This window comes from Streptomyces sp. NPDC053755 (assembly GCF_040677675.1).
In the GTDB taxonomy this organism is placed as follows: domain Bacteria; phylum Actinomycetota; class Actinomycetes; order Streptomycetales; family Streptomycetaceae; genus Streptomyces.
The window spans coordinates 1-18,315 of sequence record NZ_JBFASK010000047.1; the positions used below are offsets into that span (position 1 = coordinate 1).

General features: G+C 73.0%; 18 protein-coding genes. 8 read left to right on the plus strand and 10 right to left on the minus strand.

Features of this window, described 5'->3' with window-relative positions; translation table 11 throughout:
* Positions 1-87: 87 nt before the first annotated feature.
* A complete protein-coding gene (locus AB0K65_RS29460) occupies positions 88-831 on the minus strand; it encodes an SDR family oxidoreductase (protein WP_365721818.1) in 744 nt (247 codons plus the stop codon).
* A 135-nt stretch (positions 832-966) separates the two neighbouring features.
* Here AB0K65_RS29460 and AB0K65_RS29465 point away from each other — a divergent pair, with 135 nt between their 5' ends.
* The 3 genes from AB0K65_RS29465 (at position 967) to AB0K65_RS29475 (ending at position 5,226) form a co-directional block, all read left to right on the plus strand.
* Positions 967-2,598 (plus strand): alkaline phosphatase D family protein, encoded by a 1,632-nt coding sequence (locus AB0K65_RS29465; RefSeq protein ID WP_365721820.1) that lies wholly within the window; start codon positions 967-969, stop codon positions 2,596-2,598.
* A gap of 372 nt (positions 2,599-2,970) precedes the next feature.
* On the plus strand, positions 2,971-4,236 hold the full coding sequence (locus AB0K65_RS29470) for a multidrug effflux MFS transporter (RefSeq protein ID WP_365721822.1): 1,266 nt from the start codon (positions 2,971-2,973) through the stop codon (positions 4,234-4,236).
* 9 nt (positions 4,237-4,245) lie between these two features.
* Positions 4,246-5,226 carry a small ribosomal subunit Rsm22 family protein gene (locus AB0K65_RS29475; RefSeq protein ID WP_365721824.1) on the plus strand — a complete coding sequence of 327 codons (981 nt, stop codon included), beginning with the start codon at positions 4,246-4,248 and terminating at the stop codon, positions 5,224-5,226.
* Between the two features lie 30 nt (positions 5,227-5,256).
* Here the strand turns inward: AB0K65_RS29475 and ddaH are convergent, their stop codons facing one another.
* Complete coding sequence (ddaH, locus tag AB0K65_RS29480; RefSeq protein ID WP_365721826.1) at positions 5,257-6,081, minus strand: dimethylargininase; 825 nt, start codon at positions 6,079-6,081, stop codon at positions 5,257-5,259.
* Between the two features lie 176 nt (positions 6,082-6,257).
* Here ddaH and AB0K65_RS29485 point away from each other — a divergent pair, with 176 nt between their 5' ends.
* Together AB0K65_RS29485 and AB0K65_RS29490 are read left to right on the plus strand one after the other, a co-directional pair.
* Positions 6,258-6,893: a TetR/AcrR family transcriptional regulator gene (locus AB0K65_RS29485; RefSeq protein ID WP_365721828.1), complete on the plus strand. Its 636-nt coding sequence runs from the start codon at positions 6,258-6,260 to the stop codon at positions 6,891-6,893.
* A 93-nt stretch (positions 6,894-6,986) separates the two neighbouring features.
* Positions 6,987-7,763 carry a bifunctional DNA primase/polymerase gene (locus AB0K65_RS29490; RefSeq protein WP_365721830.1) on the plus strand — a complete coding sequence of 259 codons (777 nt, stop codon included), beginning with the start codon at positions 6,987-6,989 and terminating at the stop codon, positions 7,761-7,763.
* Between the two features lie 199 nt (positions 7,764-7,962).
* On the opposite strand, the gene AB0K65_RS29495 is transcribed toward AB0K65_RS29490, so the two are convergent.
* From AB0K65_RS29495 to efeO, 4 genes are read right to left on the minus strand one after another with little or no spacing between them, the layout of a single operon-like run.
* Positions 7,963-8,940, minus strand: a complete 978-nt coding sequence (locus AB0K65_RS29495; RefSeq protein WP_365721884.1) for a hypothetical protein — start codon at positions 8,938-8,940, stop codon at positions 7,963-7,965.
* The gene (efeU, locus tag AB0K65_RS29500; protein ID WP_365721832.1) at positions 8,828-9,796 is read right to left on the minus strand and encodes an iron uptake transporter permease EfeU; all 969 of its coding nucleotides are present in this window, start codon (positions 9,794-9,796) and stop codon (positions 8,828-8,830) included. The genes AB0K65_RS29495 and efeU overlap by 113 nt, the downstream gene beginning before the upstream one ends.
* Before the next feature lie 34 nt (positions 9,797-9,830).
* Positions 9,831-11,129: an iron uptake transporter deferrochelatase/peroxidase subunit gene (gene efeB, locus AB0K65_RS29505; protein ID WP_365721834.1), complete on the minus strand. Its 1,299-nt coding sequence runs from the start codon at positions 11,127-11,129 to the stop codon at positions 9,831-9,833.
* A gap of 23 nt (positions 11,130-11,152) precedes the next feature.
* Positions 11,153-12,307, minus strand: coding sequence for an iron uptake system protein EfeO (efeO, locus tag AB0K65_RS29510; RefSeq protein ID WP_365721836.1), 1,155 nt, complete (start codon positions 12,305-12,307; stop codon positions 11,153-11,155).
* A gap of 293 nt (positions 12,308-12,600) precedes the next feature.
* On the opposite strand from efeO, the gene AB0K65_RS29515 reads away from it, so the two are divergent.
* Both AB0K65_RS29515 and AB0K65_RS29520 read left to right on the plus strand, forming a co-directional pair.
* Positions 12,601-13,473 (plus strand): hypothetical protein, encoded by an 873-nt coding sequence (locus tag AB0K65_RS29515; RefSeq protein WP_365721838.1) that lies wholly within the window; start codon positions 12,601-12,603, stop codon positions 13,471-13,473.
* Positions 13,451-14,137 (plus strand): PhzF family phenazine biosynthesis protein, encoded by a 687-nt coding sequence (locus tag AB0K65_RS29520; protein WP_365721840.1) that lies wholly within the window; start codon positions 13,451-13,453, stop codon positions 14,135-14,137. Before AB0K65_RS29515 ends, AB0K65_RS29520 begins: the two co-directional genes overlap by 23 nt.
* A 29-nt stretch (positions 14,138-14,166) precedes the next feature.
* Here the strand turns inward: AB0K65_RS29520 and AB0K65_RS29525 are convergent, their stop codons facing one another.
* A complete protein-coding gene (locus tag AB0K65_RS29525; RefSeq protein ID WP_365721842.1) occupies positions 14,167-14,817 on the minus strand; it encodes a biliverdin-producing heme oxygenase in 651 nt (216 codons plus the stop codon).
* A 115-nt stretch (positions 14,818-14,932) separates the two neighbouring features.
* Positions 14,933-15,790 carry a type I methionyl aminopeptidase gene (gene map / locus AB0K65_RS29530; RefSeq protein WP_365721844.1) on the minus strand — a complete coding sequence of 286 codons (858 nt, stop codon included), beginning with the start codon at positions 15,788-15,790 and terminating at the stop codon, positions 14,933-14,935.
* Positions 15,791-15,848: 58 nt separating this feature from the next.
* On the opposite strand from map, the gene AB0K65_RS29535 reads away from it, so the two are divergent.
* Complete coding sequence (locus tag AB0K65_RS29535; RefSeq protein ID WP_365721846.1) at positions 15,849-16,076, plus strand: hypothetical protein; 228 nt, start codon at positions 15,849-15,851, stop codon at positions 16,074-16,076.
* Between the two features lie 96 nt (positions 16,077-16,172).
* Here AB0K65_RS29535 and AB0K65_RS29540 read toward each other — a convergent pair whose 3' ends face one another.
* Positions 16,173-17,483: an MFS transporter gene (locus AB0K65_RS29540; RefSeq protein ID WP_365721886.1), complete on the minus strand. Its 1,311-nt coding sequence runs from the start codon at positions 17,481-17,483 to the stop codon at positions 16,173-16,175.
* A gap of 180 nt (positions 17,484-17,663) precedes the next feature.
* Positions 17,664-18,266, minus strand: coding sequence for a hypothetical protein (locus AB0K65_RS29545; RefSeq protein WP_365721848.1), 603 nt, complete (start codon positions 18,264-18,266; stop codon positions 17,664-17,666).
* Between the last annotated feature and the right edge of the window lie 49 nt (positions 18,267-18,315).

The window sequence follows — 18,315 nt, forward strand, 5'->3', positions numbered from 1 at the left end:
GAGCGCACCGGCCTCGACATCCCGGTGCACGTGGACGGGGCCTCCGGCGCGATGGCGCGGGGCCCGGCTCGGGCGGGCGCGGTACGGCTAGCCCCGCCCGATGTACGGCATCGTGGTCGCCATCACCGTCGCGAACTGCACGTTCGCCTCCAGCGGCAGCCCCGCCATGTGCACCACCGTCGCCGCCACGTCCGCCGCGTCCATCACCGGTTCCGCCGCCAGCTCGCCGTCGGCCTGCAGGATGCCGGTCTGCATCCGCGCCGTCATCTCCGTCGCCGCGTTGCCGATGTCGATCTGCCCGCAGGCGATCCGGTACGGCCGCCCGTCCAGCGACAGCGACTTCGTCAGGCCCGTCATGGCGTGCTTCGTCGCCGTGTAGGCGATCGAGTGCGGGCGCGGGACGTGGGCCGAGACCGAGCCGTTGTTGATGATCCGGCCGCCCCGCGGGTCCTGCGCCTTCATCGCGCGGAACGCCGCCTGGGCGCAGAGGAACGACCCCGTCAGGTTCACGTCCACGACCGAGCGCCAGGTCTCGTACTCCAGGTCCTCGACGGGGACCCCGCCGCCGGCGAACGTGCCCGCGTTGTTGAAGAGCAGGTCGACCCGGCCGAACCGGTCGCGTACCGCCTCGAAGAGCGCCGCCACCTCGGTCGGCGACGTCACGTCCGTGGGGACGCACAGCGCCGCCCCGTCCGGCACGGCCGCCGCCGTCTCCTCCAGGGGTTCCCGTCGACGGCCCGCGAGCGCCACCGACCAGCCCGCCCCGGCCAGGGCCCGTGCCACGCTCCGGCCGATGCCCGAACCCGCTCCCGTCACCACTGCGATGCTCATGGGCGCGCAGCGTACGGGAGATCGGTGCACAGGGAACTCATCCGTCCGACACGCGGATGTTCTGTACCCGACAACCCAGGGTCGTCCCGGGCCACTCCAATACCGGACGGACATCATCCGTCTGGGGAGGGGCACATGCCGACCACGCACACCCACACCGCCGAACTACGGTCCGCCGCACGCCACTTCGGCCGCCGGCGTTTCCTCACCTTCACCGGGGCCGCCGCGGCCCTCGCCTTCGCCGTCAACCTCCCGGCCGCCGGCGCGGCGAGTGGCGCCGAGTCGGACGGCCGCCGGATCACCGAGGACCCGTTCACCCTGGGGGTGGCGTCGGGCGACCCGCTGCCCGGTTCGGTCCTGCTGTGGACCCGGCTCGCGCCCCGGCCCTTCGAGAGCGGCGCCGGACTGCCCCGCGAGCGGGTGGCGGTGCGCTGGGAGCTCGCCCACGACGAGCGCTTCACCCGTGTCGTCAGACGGGGCAAGGCGACCGCCCATCCGGAGTTCGACCACACCGTCCACGTCGAGATCGAGCACCTCGCCCCGGGCCGCGTGTACTTCTACCGTTTCCGCGCCGGTGACTGGATCAGCCCCGTCGGCCGCACGCGCACCGCGCCCGCCCCGGGTGCCCGGGTCTCCGCGCTCACGCTCGCCGCCGTCTCCTGCCAGGCGTACCACGACGGCTACTTCACCGCCTACCACCACCTCGCCCAGGAGGACGTCGACGTCGTCTTCCACCTCGGCGACTACCTCTACGAGTACGCCGTGAACGCCACCGGCGGCGCCCGCGCCTACACCGACCGGCGCCTGCCCGCCGTCTTCAACCGGGAGACCCTCACCCTGGAGGACTACCGGCTGCGCTACGCCCTCTACAAGTCGGACCCCGACCTGCGGGCCGCCCACGCCGCGCACCCCTTCGTCGTCACCTGGGACGACCACGAGACCGAGAACAACTACGCGGACGGGACCCCCGAGAACGACGTCCCGCCGGAGGAGTTCCTGCTCCGCCGCGCCGCGGCCTACCGCGCCTACTGGGAGAACCAGCCCCTGCGGGCGCCCCAGCGGCCCGACGGCCCCGACATGCGGCTCTACCGCCGCCTGCGCTTCGGCCGGCTCGCCCAGTTCGACATCCTCGACACCCGCCAGTACCGCTCCGACCAGGCGTACGGCGACGGCTGGCGGGTCCCGGGCCCGGAGTCCGAGGACCCCGCCCGCACCATGACCGGCGCGACCCAGGAGCGGTGGCTGCTCGACGGCTGGCGCGCCTCCGACGCGCGCTGGAACGTCGTCCCCCAGCAGGTCGTCCTCTCCGAGCGCCGCAGCAATCCGACCGCGGGCTACACGGTGTCCATGGACTCCTGGGACGGCTATCCGGCGTCCCGCCGACGCGTCCTCGACGGAGCGGCCGCGGCCGGTGTGGAGAACCTGATGTTCCTCACCGGCGACGTCCACGTCGGCTACGGCCTCGACATCAAGGCCGACTTCCGCGACCCGGCCTCACGGACCGTCGGCACCGAGATCGTCGCCACCTCCATCAGCAGCGGCAAGGACGGCGCCGACCGGCCCGCCAACTACGACGACCTCACCACGGCCAACCCGCACCTGCGGTTCTACAACGGGCGCCGCGGCTATGTGACGGTCGCCCTCGGCGAGGAGAACGCCCGCGCCGACTTCCGTACCGTCGCGGCCGTGACGACCCCGGGCGCCCCGGTCGTCACGGCCGGGTCCTACGTCACCGAGGCCGGTGACCCGGGCCTCAAGCCGGCGTGAGCGACAGCCCGGCGGCGCGAGCCGCCGGGCGGAGCGACGTCGACGGGAGGGCCCGTTCCCGAGGGGGATCCCGGGGCCGGCGGGCGTCGACGCGGTCCCGCACCGCGTCGAGCGCCGCATCACCGCGAGCGGCCCGTCCGGCGGCACCGGCGGCGACCCGGCCCCGCCGGCCCGGGGGCACCGCACGCCCGCCGCCGCCTCGGACCGGAAGGAGCGCCGCCTAGGGGCGCCGTGGCCGGAGGCGGACCGCTCCGCGTCCTCGCCGTGGCGGCGCAGCGCTCCGACAGGAGGGGCCGCGCGGGCGAAAAGGTCTCGACCACTCCGGACGAGCTGAGAGCATAGGGAAGGTTTCAACGAAGTGGAGAGCAGTCGATGCCGGAGAGCGGCCGCACCACCGCGCAAGGTCCCCTAGTCACCACCCCCGTCGTCGCGGCCCGGCGCGCGGGGCTGCTCGTCACTCTCGTCCTCGGCGGGCTGACCGCCCTTCCGCCGCTCTCCATGGACATGTACCTGCCGGCGCTGCCGGAGGTCACGCAGTCGCTGCGCTCACCCGCGGCGACGGTGCAGCTCACCCTCACCGGCTGCCTCGCCGGCATGGCCCTCGGCCAGCTCGTCGTCGGCCCCATGAGCGACAAGTGGGGGCGCCGCCGCCCCCTGCTCGTCGGCATGGTCGTGTACGTCGCCGCCACGGCCGTCTGCGCCCTCGCGCCCACGGTGGAACTGCTCATCGCCTTCCGCCTCCTCCAGGGCCTGGCGGGCGCGGCGGGCATCGTGATCGCGCGCGCCGTCGTTCGCGACCTGTACGACGGCGTCGAGATGGCCCGCTTCTTCTCCACCCTGATGCTGATCTCCGGCGCCGCCCCGATCGTCGCGCCCCTCATCGGCGGGCAGATCCTGCGCGTCACGGACTGGCGGGGCGTCTTCCACGTCCTCGCCGTCATCGGCGTCCTGCTCACCGTCGTGGTGTGGCGCTTCCTCGACGAGACGCTGCCGCCCGAGCGGCGGCACGCGGGCGGTGTCGGCGAGGCGCTGCGGACCATGCGCGGACTGCTCGCCGACCGCGTGTTCACCGGCTACATGCTGGCCGGCGGGCTCGCCTTCGCCGCGCTCTTCGCCTACATCTCGGCCTCGCCGTTCGTCGTCCAGGAGATCTACGGCGCCTCGCCGCAGACCTTCAGCCTGCTCTTCGGGCTGAACTCCATCGGGCTCGTCGCCGTCGGCCAGATCAACGGCAAGCTGCTCGTCGGACGGGTCAGCCTCGACAAGACGCTCGGCCTCGGCCTGGGCGTGATCCTGCTGGCCGCGGTGGCCCTGGTCGTGATGACCAGCGGCGTGTTCGGCGACCCGGGCCTGGTGCCGATCGCCGCGGGCCTGTTCGTGCTGATGTCGGCGATGGGTCTGGCCCTGCCCAACACCAACGCGCAGGCCCTGATGCGCACCACGAACGCGGCGGGCTCCGCCGCCGCGCTGCTCGGCACCTCCTCCTTCCTGATCGGGGCCGTGGCCTCACCGCTCGTGGGCATCGCGGGGGAGGCGACGGCCGTGCCGATGGCGGTGACGCAGCTGGTGTGCGCGGTCGCGGCCCTCGCCTGCTTCCTGGGGATGTGCCGTCCCTGGCGGGCCTCGCGGGCCGCCTAAAATACGGGGGTGAACGCCGCACCCCCGCCCCCTCCCACCGCCGACGCGCTGCGCGCCGCCCTCGCCGGACTCCTCGACGGGCTGCCGCCGCGGCAGGCCGCCCAGGCCGTCGAGCGGCTGATCGCCAACTACCGCGGGACCACTCCGACCGACGCGCCCGTCCTGCGTGACCGCTCCGACGTCGCGGCGTACGCCGCCTACCGGATGCCGGCCACGTTCGAGGCGGTACGGGCGGTGCTCGACGCCTTCCGGGACGCGGCGCCCGACTGGGAGCCCGCGACGCACACCGACATCGGCGGTGGCACGGGCGCGGCGGGCTGGGCGGTCGCGGAGGCCTGGGGCGGCGCGGCGCGGACGACGGTGCTCGACTGGGCGGAGCCGGCGCTGGCCCTGGGCCGGGAGCTGGCGGAGGGGGTGTTCGACGCGGAGTGGCGACGGGCCAGGATCAGCGGCTCCCTGACGCTCGACGACACGGACCTGGTCACGGTCTCGTACGTCCTGAAGGAGCTGACCGAGGCGGACCGCCGGGCGGTCGTCGCCGAGGCGGCGCGGGTGGCGCGCGCGGTCGTGATCGTCGAGCCGGGCACGCCCGACGGCTACGAACGGATCATCGCGGCCCGCACGCTCCTCGTCGAGGCCGGTATGACCGTGGCCGCGCCCTGCCCGCACAGCGGCGCCTGCCCGATCGTGCCCGGAACGGACTGGTGCCACTTCGCGGCGCGGGTGAGCCGGTCGTCGCTCCACCGGAAGGTGAAGGGAGGTTCGCTGCCCTACGAGGACGAGAAGTTCAGCTACGTCGCCGCGACGAGGTTCCCGGTGGCCCCGGCCGCCGCCCGCGTCACCCGCAGGCCCCAGATCCGCAAGGGTCAGGTCCTGCTGGACCTCTGCGGACCGGACGGTCTGGCCCGGGAGACGGTCACCAAGCGGCACGGGACGCTGTACAAGGCGGCGAGGGACGTGGAGTGGGGCGACGCCTGGCCCCCGGAGTGAGGCCGGGGCGCCGCCCGGGGCGGTGTCGGGTCAGGCGCGCAGCTCCTGCGTACAGCACTTGACGCTGCCGCCGCCCTTGAGCAGCTCCATCAGGTCCATGCCCACCGGGGTGTAGCCGCGCTCCCGGAGCGGGGCGAACAGGCCGACCGCCGCCTGGGGGAGCAGGACGTGGAGTCCGTCACTCACCGCGTTCAGGCCCAGGGCGGCGGCGTCCTCCTCCGTCGCGATCAGCGCGTCGGGGAAGAGACGGGCCAGGACGGCCCGGCTGCCGGGGGAGAAGGCGCCGGGGTAGTACATGATCTCGTCGCGCGTGTCGTCCAGGACGCACAGGGCCGTGTCCAGGTGGTAGTAGCGCGGGTCCAGCAGGTCGAGGCCGAGCACGGGGCGGCCGAAGAACTCCTGCGCCTCGCCGTGCGACAGCGGGCTGGCGCGGAAGCCCCGGCCGGCCAGGATCCACGACGAGGTGACCGCGAAGTCGCCCTCGCCCTCGTTGACGTGCTCCGGCACCCGCACGTCGGTGTAGCCGTGGGCACGGAACCAGTCCAGGTGGGCCGCCGCCTCGCCCGCGCGCTCCGGGTAGGCGAACCGGGCACCGAGCACCCGGCCGTCCACCACGGTCGCGCCGTTCGCGGCGTAGACCATGTCCGGCAGGTCGGGATGCGGCTCGAGCAGCTCGACGGTGTGGCCGAGTGAGCGGTAGCGGTCCACCAGGTCCTCCCACTGGGCGTGGGCGAGCGGCAGGTCGACCGGCTTCGTGGGGTCCATCCAGGGGTTGATGGAGTACGTCACCTTGAAGTGCGTGGGTGGGCACATCAGATAACGGCGGGGCGAAGCCTCGCGCGGAGTGTGGCGCAATGAGGGCTCCTCACGGACGTGGGTCGGATGGACCCCATGGTCCGCCCTCTCCGGCGTCCGCGCAGTGAACCGTTCGGGTGATTCGGCCGAATATCGGCGCCCGGCGACGGGCGCCCCGGGGGCGCCGTACCACCCTCTCGCGAGACGTGGCGTCTCGTACGCTGTAGATTGGCCGCATGTCCGACACCAAGCTTCCCGACGGCAAGGCGCCCGACGCCTCCCGCCGCAGCGAGCGCTCCCGCCGCGCGATCTTCGACGCCGCACTCGCCCTCGTCTCCGAGGCCGGCTACGCCAAGACCACCATCGAGGGCATCGCCGCCCGCGCCGGTGTCGGCAAGCAGACCATCTACCGCTGGTGGCCCTCCAAGGCCGCCGTCCTCCTCGACGCCTTCCTCGACCTCGCCGCCCGGGCCAACGAGGCGCTGGGAGGCGACGCCGACAGTGAGATCCCCGACACCGGCGACCTCGCCGCCGACCTCTCGTACGTGCTGCGGGCCACCGTCGACGAGCTGAACAACCCGGTCTTCGACGCCCCCTCCCGGGCCCTGGCCGCCGAGGGCATCGTCAACCCCGAGCTCGGCGCCCGGTTCGTGGAGGCGCTCCTCGAACCCCAGCTCCAGTACTACGTACGCCGTATCGAGAGGGCCCAGGCCGCCGGGGACATCGACCCGGACGTCGACCCGCGCATCGCCCTCGAACTGCTGGTCGGCCCCTTGAACCACCGCTGGCTCCACCGCACGCTGCCGCTCACCCACGCCTACGCCGACACCCTCGTCCGGTACGCGCTGGGCGGGCTCGCGCCACGAGGTTGACCCACCCCGGTTGAGCGGTCCGGTCACCCGGAGCGCAGGATGGTGGGACCATGGGCAGAGCCGAACGGGCGAGCATGAGGTGTGAGGGGATAGATGGGCGACGGTATCGGCCGCTACCGCGGCACGGAGAGCAAACTCGCACAGTGGCTCCGCAGGCGCCCCAAACGCACGGGCTCCGCCGACGACGAGAACCACCGCGAGATCCTGCTCCTGGCCACCGCCGCCGCCGGAATGCCCATCGCCCCCGCCGCGTACCCCGTCGGATACCGCTGTTCCTGTGAACGCGTCGGCTGCCCCACCCCGGCCCGGCACCCCGTCTCCTTCGCCTGGCAGACCCAGTCGACCACCGACCGCGCCCAGATCCAGCGCTGGGCCCTCGCCCAGCCCGAGGCGAACTTCATCACCGCCACCGGCATGGTCCACGACGTCCTCGACGTCCCCCTGCGGGCCGGCCGCGACGCCCTGGAGCGGCTGCTCGCCGAGGGCGTCGAGGTCGGACCGGTCGCCGAGGCGGGGGAGAGCGCCGGCGACGGCGGGCGGATGCTCTTCTTCACCGCGACCCGGGGCACCCCCGAGGACGAGGACGAGTGGTGGCCCTGCGAGCTGGACTGCCACCCCGAGACCATGGACGAGCACCCGGGGCTGCGCTGGCACTGCCGCGGCAGCTATGTGCTCGTACCGCCCGCGCGGCTGCTGGGTGACGAGGACGCGCAGCCGTCCGTCGCCTGGGTCCGCGGCCCGGAGCACGCGCTGCCCGACCCGCTGAACCTGCTGGAGACCCTCACCGAGGCCTGCGCGCGGCACGCCGCCGTCCAGACGGAGGAGGAGCGCCGCTCCGACCGCGAGGCGGCCTGGCCCCTGGGCCGCTGAGGGACCCCTCGGATGCCGTCGGCGGCCCCGGGCCGCACGGGACACCTCCGGGACCCGCGCTCCCACCGCGCCGTCGGCCGGCGGAGGCGCGGAGCGCAGGCGGGAGAGGGAGCGACCTGACGGAACGGGTCCGGCGCCCAGGCGGGAACTCCAGGAGCCGGCCGACCCGGCCGCCCGGGTGGGCCCGCGCGGGCGCTCCCTAGGAGCCGACCGCCCCCGTCACGCCCTGGAGCCGGCTCACGACCACGACCCCGTCGCGGTCCGTGCCCGCCGGTTTCGCCAGCACCGCCTGGCTCGTCACCCACTCCTTGGTGACCGTGTTCGCCACCTCGCCGGTCATCAGGGCCTTCACCTCCGGGCCCACCTTCGGCCGGTAGCCCTGCGCGGCCGTCTGGCGCTCGAAGTACCGCGTCGCGAAGAACACCAGTGCCCCGCCGTCCTCCGTGGCCAGGGCCAGCGGCGCGAAGTCCCCGGAGTTCTCCGCCCGGTCCAGGTACTGCGTCGCGAGCCCCGCCCGCTTCGCCGACCGCTGCCGCTGCTCGCGCCAGGCCGTCGTGTGCGGACCCGCGGCGAACGGCGCCTGCTCCCCGCCCTGGAGGAAGGCGGTGAATTTCCCGCCCAGGTCCTTCGGCGCGACGGCGAGCCGACCCGAGTCGGCGGCGACCGGCACGGCGTAGCCGCCCTCCGTCGCGAACACCGGCACCTCGTCCGGGGTCAGGACCGCCAGATAGGCGACCTCCCACAGCTGGTCGGCGCCGTTGCGGACGAAGACCAGCAGCCAGCGGTTGTCCCCGGCGCCCTGGTCGGTGTCCCGGTTGGAGTCGGTGTTCGCCACGAACCAGCGCGGCCAGCCCGCCTTCTTCGGCACCACGAACGTCGCGTCCGCCAGTTCCAGCGGGCGGTGATTCGCGTTGTTACCCGGACTGGTGACCGAACGGGACCTCAGGCCCGCCTGGTTGATCTCGCCGAGCGGCCCGGTGACCCGGCCGGCGGAGAAGGCCGGGTCGTTCGCCTTGTCGGACTTGTTGTACGCGTTCGTGAAGTCCGCGAGGGCCTGTTCGGCCTCAGCCTTCGTCGCCGCCGGCAGCAGTTCCAGCTCGCCGTGCACCGTCACGCAGCCGCTCGCCGTCAGCGCCAGCACCGTCGTCGTCACGACCGCCGTCAGCGGTCGCCCCAGCCTTCTCATCGGTTGCCTTCTGCCCCTCGACCCGCTCGTCCCTCCCGGACGGACCCGACCCTACCGGGGCCAGGAAGAACGCGAGCGTCGGGATCAGATAGAGCGCCCACACCGTGACCTGAAGAACCGTCGGGTCGGGCTGGAAGTTGAAGACGCCCTTCAGGAGCGTGCCGTACCAGCTGTCCGGCGGGATCGTGGCCGAGATGTCGAACGCCTTGTCCGCCAGACCCCCGAGGAAGCGCGCCTCCTGGAGGTCGTGCACCCCGTAGGCCAGCACCCCGGCCGCCACCACGACCAGCATGCCGCCGGTCCAGGTGAAGAACCGCGCCAGGTCGATCCTGAGCGCGCCGCGGTAGAACAGCCAGCCGAGCAGGACCGCCGTCCCGATGCCGAGCAGCACCCCGGCCAGCGGGGCCGACGTGCCGTCCTGCGAGGCGCGCACGGACGCCCACACGAACAGGGCCGTCTCCAGCCCCTCCCGGCCCACGGCCAGGAAGGCGGTGACCACGAGCGCGCCCGTGCCCATCCGCAACGCCTCGTCCAGCCTGCCGTGCAGCTCCCGCCGCAGATGCCGGGCCGTCCGCCGCATCCAGAAGACCATCCACGTCACCAGGCACACCGCGACGATGGAGAGCGAGCCGCCGAGCAGCTCCTGCGCCTCGAACGTCAGCTCCTGGGAGCCGAACTCGAGCGCGAAGCCGAAGCCGAGGGCCAGTGCGACGGCGACCCCGATCCCGGTCCAGATCGGCCCCAGGGCGTCACGGCGCTTCGTCCGCACGAGGTACGCGACGAGGATGCAGACGACCAGGGAGGCCTCGAGCCCCTCGCGCAGGCCGATCAGGTAGTTGCCGAACACGCCGGCTCCCTTCGGTAACGGCGGATGACGGCGCTCACGCGAACAGTTCCCGTCCCCACCAGTCGTCCTTGTCGCGGACGCCGGGCGGGATCGCGAACAGGGCCGAACCCACGTGCTGGATGTACTCGTTGAGGACGTCCGCGCGCGCCAGGGACGTCTGTACGGGGATGAAGCCGGTCCGCACGTCCCGCTGGTAGGCGAGGAAGAACAGCCCCGCCTCCAGCCGGCCCAGACCGTCCGTGCCGTCCGTGAAGGAGTAGCCCCGGCGCAGGAGCGTCGCCCCGTTGTTGGAGTCGGGGTGCGCGAGCCGGACGTGCGCCTCGGGCTTCATCGCCTTCAGGAACGGCTCGTCGTGCTCCCGGGCCTTGCCGACCGGAGCGCCCTCGCGCTTGTCGCGGCCGAAGATGTCCTCCTGCTCCTGGAGCGAAGTCCGGTCCCAGGTCTCGACGTTCATCCGGATCCGGCGGGCGACGAGGTACGAGCCGCCGGTCATCCACGCGGCCCGGCCCGGGACGTCCTTGGCGGCGACCCACACGTGCCGGTCCAGAGCGGCCGTGTCGGTCCCCGCGACGTTGCGGGTGCCGTCCTTGAAACCGAAGAGGTTGCGCGGGGTCTGGGCGTCCGGTGTCGTCGACGACGTCTTCCCGAAGCCCAGCTGCGACCAGCGCACCGCGACCTTGCCGAAGCCGATCCTCGCCAGGTTGCGGATCGCGTGCACCGCGACCTGCGGGTCGTCCGCGCACGCCTGGACGCACAGGTCGCCGCCGCCCCGGGCCGGGTCCAGATTGTCCCCGGGGAACCGCGGCAGGTCGACCAGGGCGCCCGGCCGCCGGTCCTTCAGGCCGAACCGGCCGTCGAAGAGGGACGGCCCGAAGCCGATGGTGAGGGTGAGCCGGGACGGCTTGAGGCCGAGGGCCTCGCCGGTGTCGTCCGGCGGCGCCTCCGGCAGACCGCCGTAGGCGCCCTCGCCGACCTCGCGGCCCTCCGTCATGCGCTCGGCCGCCCGCGTCCAGTCCTTCAGCAGCCGGACCAGCTCGGCGCGGTCGGTCGTCTTCACGTCGAAGGCGGCGAAGTGCAGCCGGTCCTGGACGGCGGTCGCGATCCCCGCCTGGTGGGGGCCGTGGAAGGGGACGGCCGCGCCGCTGTCGGCGGCCGGCACGGTGGGGTCGCCGGCGCGGGTCACGGCGACGGCGCCGCCGGCCGCGACGGCGCCGAGCGCGAGCCCGGCACCGCCCCAGCCGAGAACCGTCCGCCGGGTGGCCGCCCCGCCGCCCGTCTTCTCGGCCGGGAGGGCGTCCGCCGCCCGGGCCCCGTCTGTGGTCTCCTCGGACATGTCCCCGTCCCCTGCTTCTGCTTCTACTTGACGACCGCGGCGGCGAGCTTGGAGAGCGGTTCCGCCAGCGCGTTGACGCCGTCCGACAGCTCCTTGCGCTCGGCCTCGCCGACCTTGTCGTACGAGGTGAAGACGTAGCTCGCCTTGTCTGCGCGGTACTTGTCGAGCAGCGTGTTCAGCGCGGCGAACTGCCTGTCCAGTTCGGCGACCAGCTTCGGGTCGTTCTTCGAGGCGACCGGCTTGAGCAGCTCGAAGGACTTCTGCGCGCCCTCGACGTTCGCCTTGAAGTCGACCAGGTCGGTGTGGGAGTAGCGCTCCTCCTCGCCGGTGACCTTGCCGGTGGCGACCTCGTCCAGGAGCTCCTTGGCGCCGTTGGCCATCGACGTGGGGGTGATGTCGGCCTTGCCGACGCGCTTCACCCAGTCCGCGAGGTCCTTGTCGAGGGTGTCGGCGAGCTTCTTCTCCGCGTCGCCGATCCTCTTGTCCTGCCAGAGCGCCTTCTCCAGGCGGTGCCAGCCGGTCCAGTCCTTCGCCGGGTCCTGACCCTCCTCCAGGCCGTCCTCGCGGACGTCGACCTTCGGGTCGATGTCGCCGAAGGACTCCGCGACCGGCTCGGTGCGCTCCCAGCCGATGCGCGAGTCGGCGTACGCCTTCTTCGCGCCCTCGACGTCACCGGCCCGGACGGCGTCGGTGAAGACCTTCACCTTCGGCAGGGTGCCGTCGGCCTGCGCCTGCACGTACTGGCGGTACGCGGCGACGGCGGCGTCCATCTCGGGGGACCGCTTCGCGGCCGCGGCGCCGCCGGTGACGGTGACCTTCTGGCGGATGCCGTCGCCCGTCATACCGGGCTTGCAGGCGATCTCGTACGCGCCGGCCTTGACCTCGGCGGTGATGGTGGCCTTGGTGCCGGGGCCGATGTTCTCCCGCTCAGTCACGATCCGGTCGTCCGGGTAGAGGACGTACACCTCGGTGACCTTCGTGCCCCGGTTCTCCACGGCGAGCTTCACATGGCCCGCGGGGAACTCCTTCGCGGAGACCTCGCAGGAGTCGTCCGTGGCGACGACGCGGACGGAGCCGTCGCCGCCCTTGGCGTCGCTCTTCTCCGTGCAGCCGGTGACGGCGGTCAGAGCGGCCGCGGTGGCGGCGGCGGTGACGAAGGAGAGACGGACGGGTCGCATAGGGGCTCCAGGAAGGGCGGGGACACGGTGAGGCGGGCCTAACTTAACCGAGGCTTACCTCACGCAAACCGGGGCGTCCAGTGATACGGCTCTCACGTTCGCCTTCCGGCCACGGCAAGGTCACAGTGCTCTCATCGGTGCCCCATAGGGAGGTCAAGTGCGGGTCAAGGAGCCGGATTTGTCCGTTCCGGCGTGGAGTGTTCCACCAGTCGGCCACCGCGATCGCCCCCGTGACCGACGCGCACCGGAAACGGCGGTGCGACCCCGCCGTCTTCCCGGCTAGCGTGCGGGACATGTCCAAGCGCCTGAGCCGAGAGAACCTTCCCGGGGCCCTCGTCCTGCACGTCGAAGGTGGCCCGCTCGAACCCCCGCCCCTGCGCATGGAGATGACGGACGGCCGTCGGATGCTGCTGCGCCAGGGCGACCGCCCGGTGCTGCTCGCGCGGGTGGACGAGGACCGGGGCGGGGTGCGGGTCCACCGTCGCGAGGGCTACCGCTCGCCGCTGCCGCCGATACGCGCGGACGAGGCCCGGCGGGGGCCCGACTGGTCGCACCGGTACGCGGGTCGGCTGGAGGCGGCGGAGGAGGGTCCGTTGCACGAAGGGCGTTGGGTGCTGAGGGCTCGGGAGGTGTTCCCGCCCTACGTCTGGCGCGGCGACTTCCTGGCGACGTGGCCGGACGGCCGTCTGGACTGGAACGACGGCTGGAACGGTGTCATCCCGCTGAGGCCGCCGTCGGCCCCGGACGCGCCGCGCGTCAAGGCGTACCGCAAGCAGGCCAGGGACGGCAGCCTCGCGCCCGTCCTGCTGTGGTGGGTGACGGCGTTCGACGGCTGGCTGCTGCTGGACGGCCACGACCGCGCGGTGGCCGCACTCGCCGAGGGGCGGGACCCGCGCACGATCGTGCTGGCGGCCGGACACGACGAGCAGTGGCTGACCGAGTCGACCGCCTCGGTCGGCACGTACTTCCAGGGGATGCTGGAACGCGGCTTCCGCGGGCCCGACCCCGAGCGTCAGCGGGCCGACGTGGCGGAGCGGTACGGCTGGACGGTCGCGGACCTTCCGTACGAGGAAGCCCGCACGTTCGCCTGGCCGATTCCGGGTGGCGCCGCCGAGTGGGACGCGTGGATGCTTGAATTCCGCCATGAACACGACCGTGACGAGTAGCGCCACCGACATCGACGTGCTGCGCGTCTTCTGTGCGGGCGACGGCCGGTACGGCAACGCCCTGGGGGTCGTACGCGAGGGGCGTACGTTTCCCGACGAGGCGTCCCGGCAGGCGCTCGCCAAGGAACTCGGCTTCAGCGAGACCGTGTTCGTCGACGATCCGGAGCGCGGGGACGTCGACATCTACACGCCCGGAGTGCGGCTGCCGTTCGCCGGCCATCCGCTCGTCGGCGCGGCCTGGCTGCTCGATCTGGAGGTCGTCCAGCCGCCGGCCGGCGAGGTCTGGACGCGGGGGGACGGGGAGTTCACCTGGATCGAGGCGCGTGCCGAGTGGGCTCCGCCGCGCACTCTGCGGCGGCACGGATCGGCCGCCGAGGTCGACGCACTGGAGGTGCCCGAGCCGGGGGAGTGGATCTACGCCTGGGCCTGGGAGGACGAGGCGGCCGGCCGGATCCGGGCGCGCGCCTTCCCGGGGCGCGGGGACGGCATCGACGAGGACGAGGCGACGGGCGCCGCCGCCCTGCTGCTCACGGCCGAGCTGGGCCGGGCCCTGAACATCACGCAGGGCCGGGGGTCGCAGATTCTGACGGCCCCCGGCCCCGACGGCCTGATCGAGCTGGGCGGACGGGTCCGCCTGGAGCGGACCCTCACCCTCGCGCGCTGAAGCTCACCCTCAGGCGACGGCGTTCCCGCTCACGCGCTGAGCGGGAACTCGCTGCCCAGCTCCCGGAAGACCGCGCCGTTGAAGTCGAAGGCGCGCTTGCACTCGTCGACGATGCGCTGCTTCTCCAGGTCGTCGGCGTTCACGGCGTCGAGCAGCTCGCGGTACCCGCGCTTGAAGGCCGCCGGGTTGGCGATCTGCTCGAAGACGTAGAACCGCACGCCGTCGCCCTTGCGCGCGAAGCCCCAGGTCCGCTCCGCCTTGTCCCGGATGATCTGGCCTCCGGAGAGGTCGCCGAGATAGCGGGTGTAGTGGTGCGCCACGTATCCGGCCGGCCACTCCCGCGCGCACTGCGCCACCCGTTCGGCGTAGGCGGCGGTCGCGGGCAGCGGGGAGAGCGCGGTGCGCCAGTCCGGGCCCCGGAGGTGGGCGAGGTCCTGCTCCAGGGCGGCCGTGCGGAACAGCTCCGGCCGTATGAAGGGCCCGGCGACCGGGTCGTCCTTCAGCGTCTCGGCCCCGCCCTCCAGGGCGCGGTAGACGAACCAGAGCTGCTCCGTGTAGCGCGCGTACGCGTCCACGGCCAGCCGCCCGCCGAGGAGGTCGCTCATGAAGGTCGACGTCTCGGCCTCGGTGTGCTGCTGGTGCGAGGCGGTGCGGATGAGCGTCGAGAAGGGCGTATCCAAGGCGAGCCTCCGGGACCGATGGGGACGGGAACCTGAGAGGATCCTGCTACTTAGGCATACCTCAGTCAATTGGTTCCCGACTGCCTGTCGGTAAAAACGCTACCCCGCGGGGACGTCAGGGCAACGTCAGAATCTCGGTTCCGGTGTCCGTCACGACCAGCGTGTGCTCGAACTGGGCCGTCCGCTTCCGGTCCTTCGTGACCACGGTCCAGCCGTCGTCCCACATGTCGTACTCGTGCGTGCCCAGCGTCAGCATCGGCTCGATGGTGAACGTCATGCCGGGCTGGATGACGGTCGTCGCGTGCGGGGAGTCGTAGTGCGGGATGATCAGTCCGGAGTGGAAGGACGAGTTGATGCCGTGGCCGGTGAAGTCGCGCACGACGCCGTAGCCGAAGCGCTTGGCGTACGACTCGATGACCCGGCCGATGATGTTGATCTGCCGGCCCGGCTTCACGGCCTTGATCGCGCGGTTCAGCGACTCCCGCGTCCGCTCCACCAGCAGCCGCGACTCCTCGTCCACGTCGCCGCAGAGGTAGGTGGCGTTGTTGTCGCCGTGGACGCCGTGGATGTACGCCGTGACGTCGAGGTTCACGATGTCGCCGTCGCGCAGCACGGTCGAGTCCGGGATGCCGTGGCAGATGACCTCGTTGACCGAGGAGCACAGCGACTTCGGGAAGCCGCGGTAGCCGAGGGTGGACGGGTAGGCCCCGTGGTCGCACATGAACTCGTGCGCGACCCGGTCCAGTTCGTCCGTGGTCACGCCGGGTGAGATGTGCTTGGCGGCCTCCTCCATCGCCTGCGCGGCGATGCGGCCGGCGATCCGCATCCGCTCGATGGTCTCGGAATCCTGCACCTCGGGTCCCGAATACGGGGTAGGAGCGGGCTTGCCGACGTACTCGGGACGGCGGATGGCTCCGGGAACGGAGCGGTGGGGGGAGAGCTCCCCCGGTACGAGAAGCGACTGGCCAGACATACCAGCGAGTCTAACGACCGCGTCTGGGGCAGCATGGCGACAGAGGAAGGAGCCGACGATGGCCCTGTTCAAGAAGCGCACGGCGGGCAAACCGGGCGAGTGGTACTACTGCCTGGAGCACAAGAAGGTCGAGGAGGGCCCGGAGTGCCCCTCCAAGAACCGCTTCGGCCCGTACACCAGCCGTGAGGAGGCGTCCCACGCGATGGAGACCGCGCGGGAACGCAATCTGGAGTGGGAGAACGACCCGAAGTGGCACGACCCGAAGCCGGACGGCCCCGGGGAATAGCGCCCCGGGCGGCCGGTCCGGCGGTCGGTCGGTGCCGCGGTCGGTCAGGATCCCGGTCCGGCGGTGGTCAGGCCAGGATCCCGGTCCGGCGGCCGGTCAGGCCGGGGTCCCGGCCCCGGCCTCCTCCGTTCCCCGCCCGCGCTCCCGCTCCTGCCGCGCCTTGTGACGCGCCGCGTCCGCGTCCGTCGTCGCGTCGTAGGTGAGGAGCCTGGGCAGGGCGAGGCAGAGCAGACCCACGGAGGCGACGCAGGCGACACCGCCGGTCCACACCGCCGCCCGCGTGCCCGTCCAGCCGGCCATCGCGCCCGCGCGGACCTGGCCGAGCTGGGGGCCCACGCTGTACGACAGGACCTCGATGCCGGCCAGGCGACCGCGCAGCTCCTCGGGGATCGTCTGGTTCCAGATCGTGGAGCGGCCCAGGCCGCTCAGCATGTCGCCGGCGCCCGCGAAACCCAGACAGAGCAACACGAGCCACACGTTCGAGAACCAGCCCGCCGCCGCGATCGCCAGGCCCCATCCCGCCGCCCCGCACACCACGAGCAGCCCGTGCCGGCGGATCCGCGAGGTCCAGCCGCTGGTCAGGCCGAGCACGAGCGAGCCGACCGACCCCGCCGCGTACATCAGACCGAGCGACCACTCGGCGTCCAGGTCGTCCGCGAGGAACGGGAAGATCGTGTTCGGGAACGCGAAGAACATCGCCGCGAGGTCGATCGCGTACGTGCCGAGGAGCACCGGCCGCGACCACGCGTACCGCGCGCCCTCCGCGATCCCCCGCAGGGACGGCTTCTCGGCGTCGTGCGCGGGAGGTGCGGGGGACAGCCGACGGCAGAGCAGGACGGAGACGGCGAAGCCGAGGACCGTCACGCCGTAGGCCGTGGCGTGCCCCGCGTACGCCACCACCAGGCCCGCGAGCGCCGGTCCCGCGATCGCGCCCATCTGCCAGCGCAGCGAGTTCAGCGCCGCCGCGGCCGTCTGGTGCTCGTGCGGCACGATCCTCGCCATGAGGGAGTCGAGGGCGGGCCGCTGAAGCCCGGCCAGCGCCGAGACGCCGGCGGCGACGACGTACAGCGGCCACAGCACGGGGGACGGGAGCACCGCGTTGACCAGCAGGATCAGGGCGAGCAGCCCGAGTCCCGCCTCGGTCGCGACGATCACCTTCCGCCGGTCGACGGCGTCGGCGAGCGCGCCGCCGTAGAGCCCGAACACGACGAGCGGCACCAGCTCGACGAGACCCATCGCGCCCACGGCCAGCGGCGAGCCGGTCAGGTCCTTGATCTGCAACGGCAGGGCGATCATCGCCATGAAGCTGCTGAAGTACGTGACCAGCCCCTGGATCCACAGCAGCCGGAAGTCTGCCGAGGCCCGCCACGGAGCGGGATCGGGGAGGAGGGAGGAGAGCTTCGCCATCACGAGCGGCCATGCTCCGTCGGCCCGTCACCGAGGGCAACCGAATTTACCGGCCGTGGGCCGAGGGCCGGCCGGCCACGGTCTCCGCTCTCGCCCCCCGGCCCTTCTCCGGCCCGGGCCACCACCGTCGTGTACTCCGGCCCGAGCCCCACCGTCCGTGCTGCGGCCGAAGCTCTCCCGCTACCAGCGCGGCGGCGGGGGCGCCGTCAGATGGTCCGCCAGCCGGGAGAGCCGGTCGCGGAAGCGACGCCGGCCACGCGGCGACGGCAGGCTGTTCTCGCCCGCCGCCGCGCTGACCAGGTGCTGGACCAGGTCCAGGTCGACATCGGCCGCCGGGTCCACGGTCAGCTCCTCGTGGGCCAGTCCGCGCACCTCCGGATCCCCCCGGTCCAGGGCCATGACCGTCGCCCCCGCCCGTCGGGCGTCGTGGACGCGTTCCAGGAGACCGGCGTCCGGCCGCTCCGGCGCCACCATCAGCAGCGTCGCCCCGCGCCCCGCCGACTCCAGGCGGCCGAGCCCCACCGCCAGATGGGCCGGGTCGCCCGGCCGCGTCCGATGCCGCACCAGCGTCGGCGCCAGCTCCGGCAGCCCCGACCAGGCCGCCTCGTCCACCAGATGCGCCGCGAGGTGCCACGGCTCGTACTCCGCCGTCCCCACCAGCAGCAGGCCGCCCCGGTGCGGCACCACGGACGACCGGAGGGTGCCCGCGAACCGCCGGGCGGCGCGCGGCCACTCGGTCCCGGCGAGCACGTCCCGCAGCAACGCGACGCGTACGGCATCCATGGGGCCGCATCCTGCCGCAGCCGGCCCCCGCGCGCGGCCGGTCGCCCGG

Coding starts and splice junctions, on each gene's coding strand:
- AB0K65_RS29535 (WP_365721846.1), top strand. CDS start 15,849: ATGGCCCTGTTCAAGAAGCGCACGGCGGGCAAACCGGGCGAGTGGTAC.
- AB0K65_RS29520 (WP_365721840.1), top strand. CDS start 13,451: ATGAACACGACCGTGACGAGTAGCGCCACCGACATCGACGTGCTGCGC.
- AB0K65_RS29545 (WP_365721848.1), bottom strand. CDS start 18,266: ATGGATGCCGTACGCGTCGCGTTGCTGCGGGACGTGCTCGCCGGGACC.
- AB0K65_RS29515 (WP_365721838.1), top strand. CDS start 12,601: ATGTCCAAGCGCCTGAGCCGAGAGAACCTTCCCGGGGCCCTCGTCCTG.
- AB0K65_RS29465 (WP_365721820.1), top strand. CDS start 967: ATGCCGACCACGCACACCCACACCGCCGAACTACGGTCCGCCGCACGC.
- efeO (WP_365721836.1), bottom strand. CDS start 12,307: ATGCGACCCGTCCGTCTCTCCTTCGTCACCGCCGCCGCCACCGCGGCC.
- efeB (WP_365721834.1), bottom strand. CDS start 11,129: ATGTCCGAGGAGACCACAGACGGGGCCCGGGCGGCGGACGCCCTCCCG.
- AB0K65_RS29485 (WP_365721828.1), top strand. CDS start 6,258: ATGTCCGACACCAAGCTTCCCGACGGCAAGGCGCCCGACGCCTCCCGC.
- map (WP_365721844.1), bottom strand. CDS start 15,790: ATGTCTGGCCAGTCGCTTCTCGTACCGGGGGAGCTCTCCCCCCACCGC.
- AB0K65_RS29460 (WP_365721818.1), bottom strand. CDS start 831: ATGAGCATCGCAGTGGTGACGGGAGCGGGTTCGGGCATCGGCCGGAGC.
- AB0K65_RS29470 (WP_365721822.1), top strand. CDS start 2,971: ATGCCGGAGAGCGGCCGCACCACCGCGCAAGGTCCCCTAGTCACCACC.
- AB0K65_RS29540 (WP_365721886.1), bottom strand. CDS start 17,483: ATGGCGAAGCTCTCCTCCCTCCTCCCCGATCCCGCTCCGTGGCGGGCC.
- AB0K65_RS29490 (WP_365721830.1), top strand. CDS start 6,987: ATGGGCGACGGTATCGGCCGCTACCGCGGCACGGAGAGCAAACTCGCA.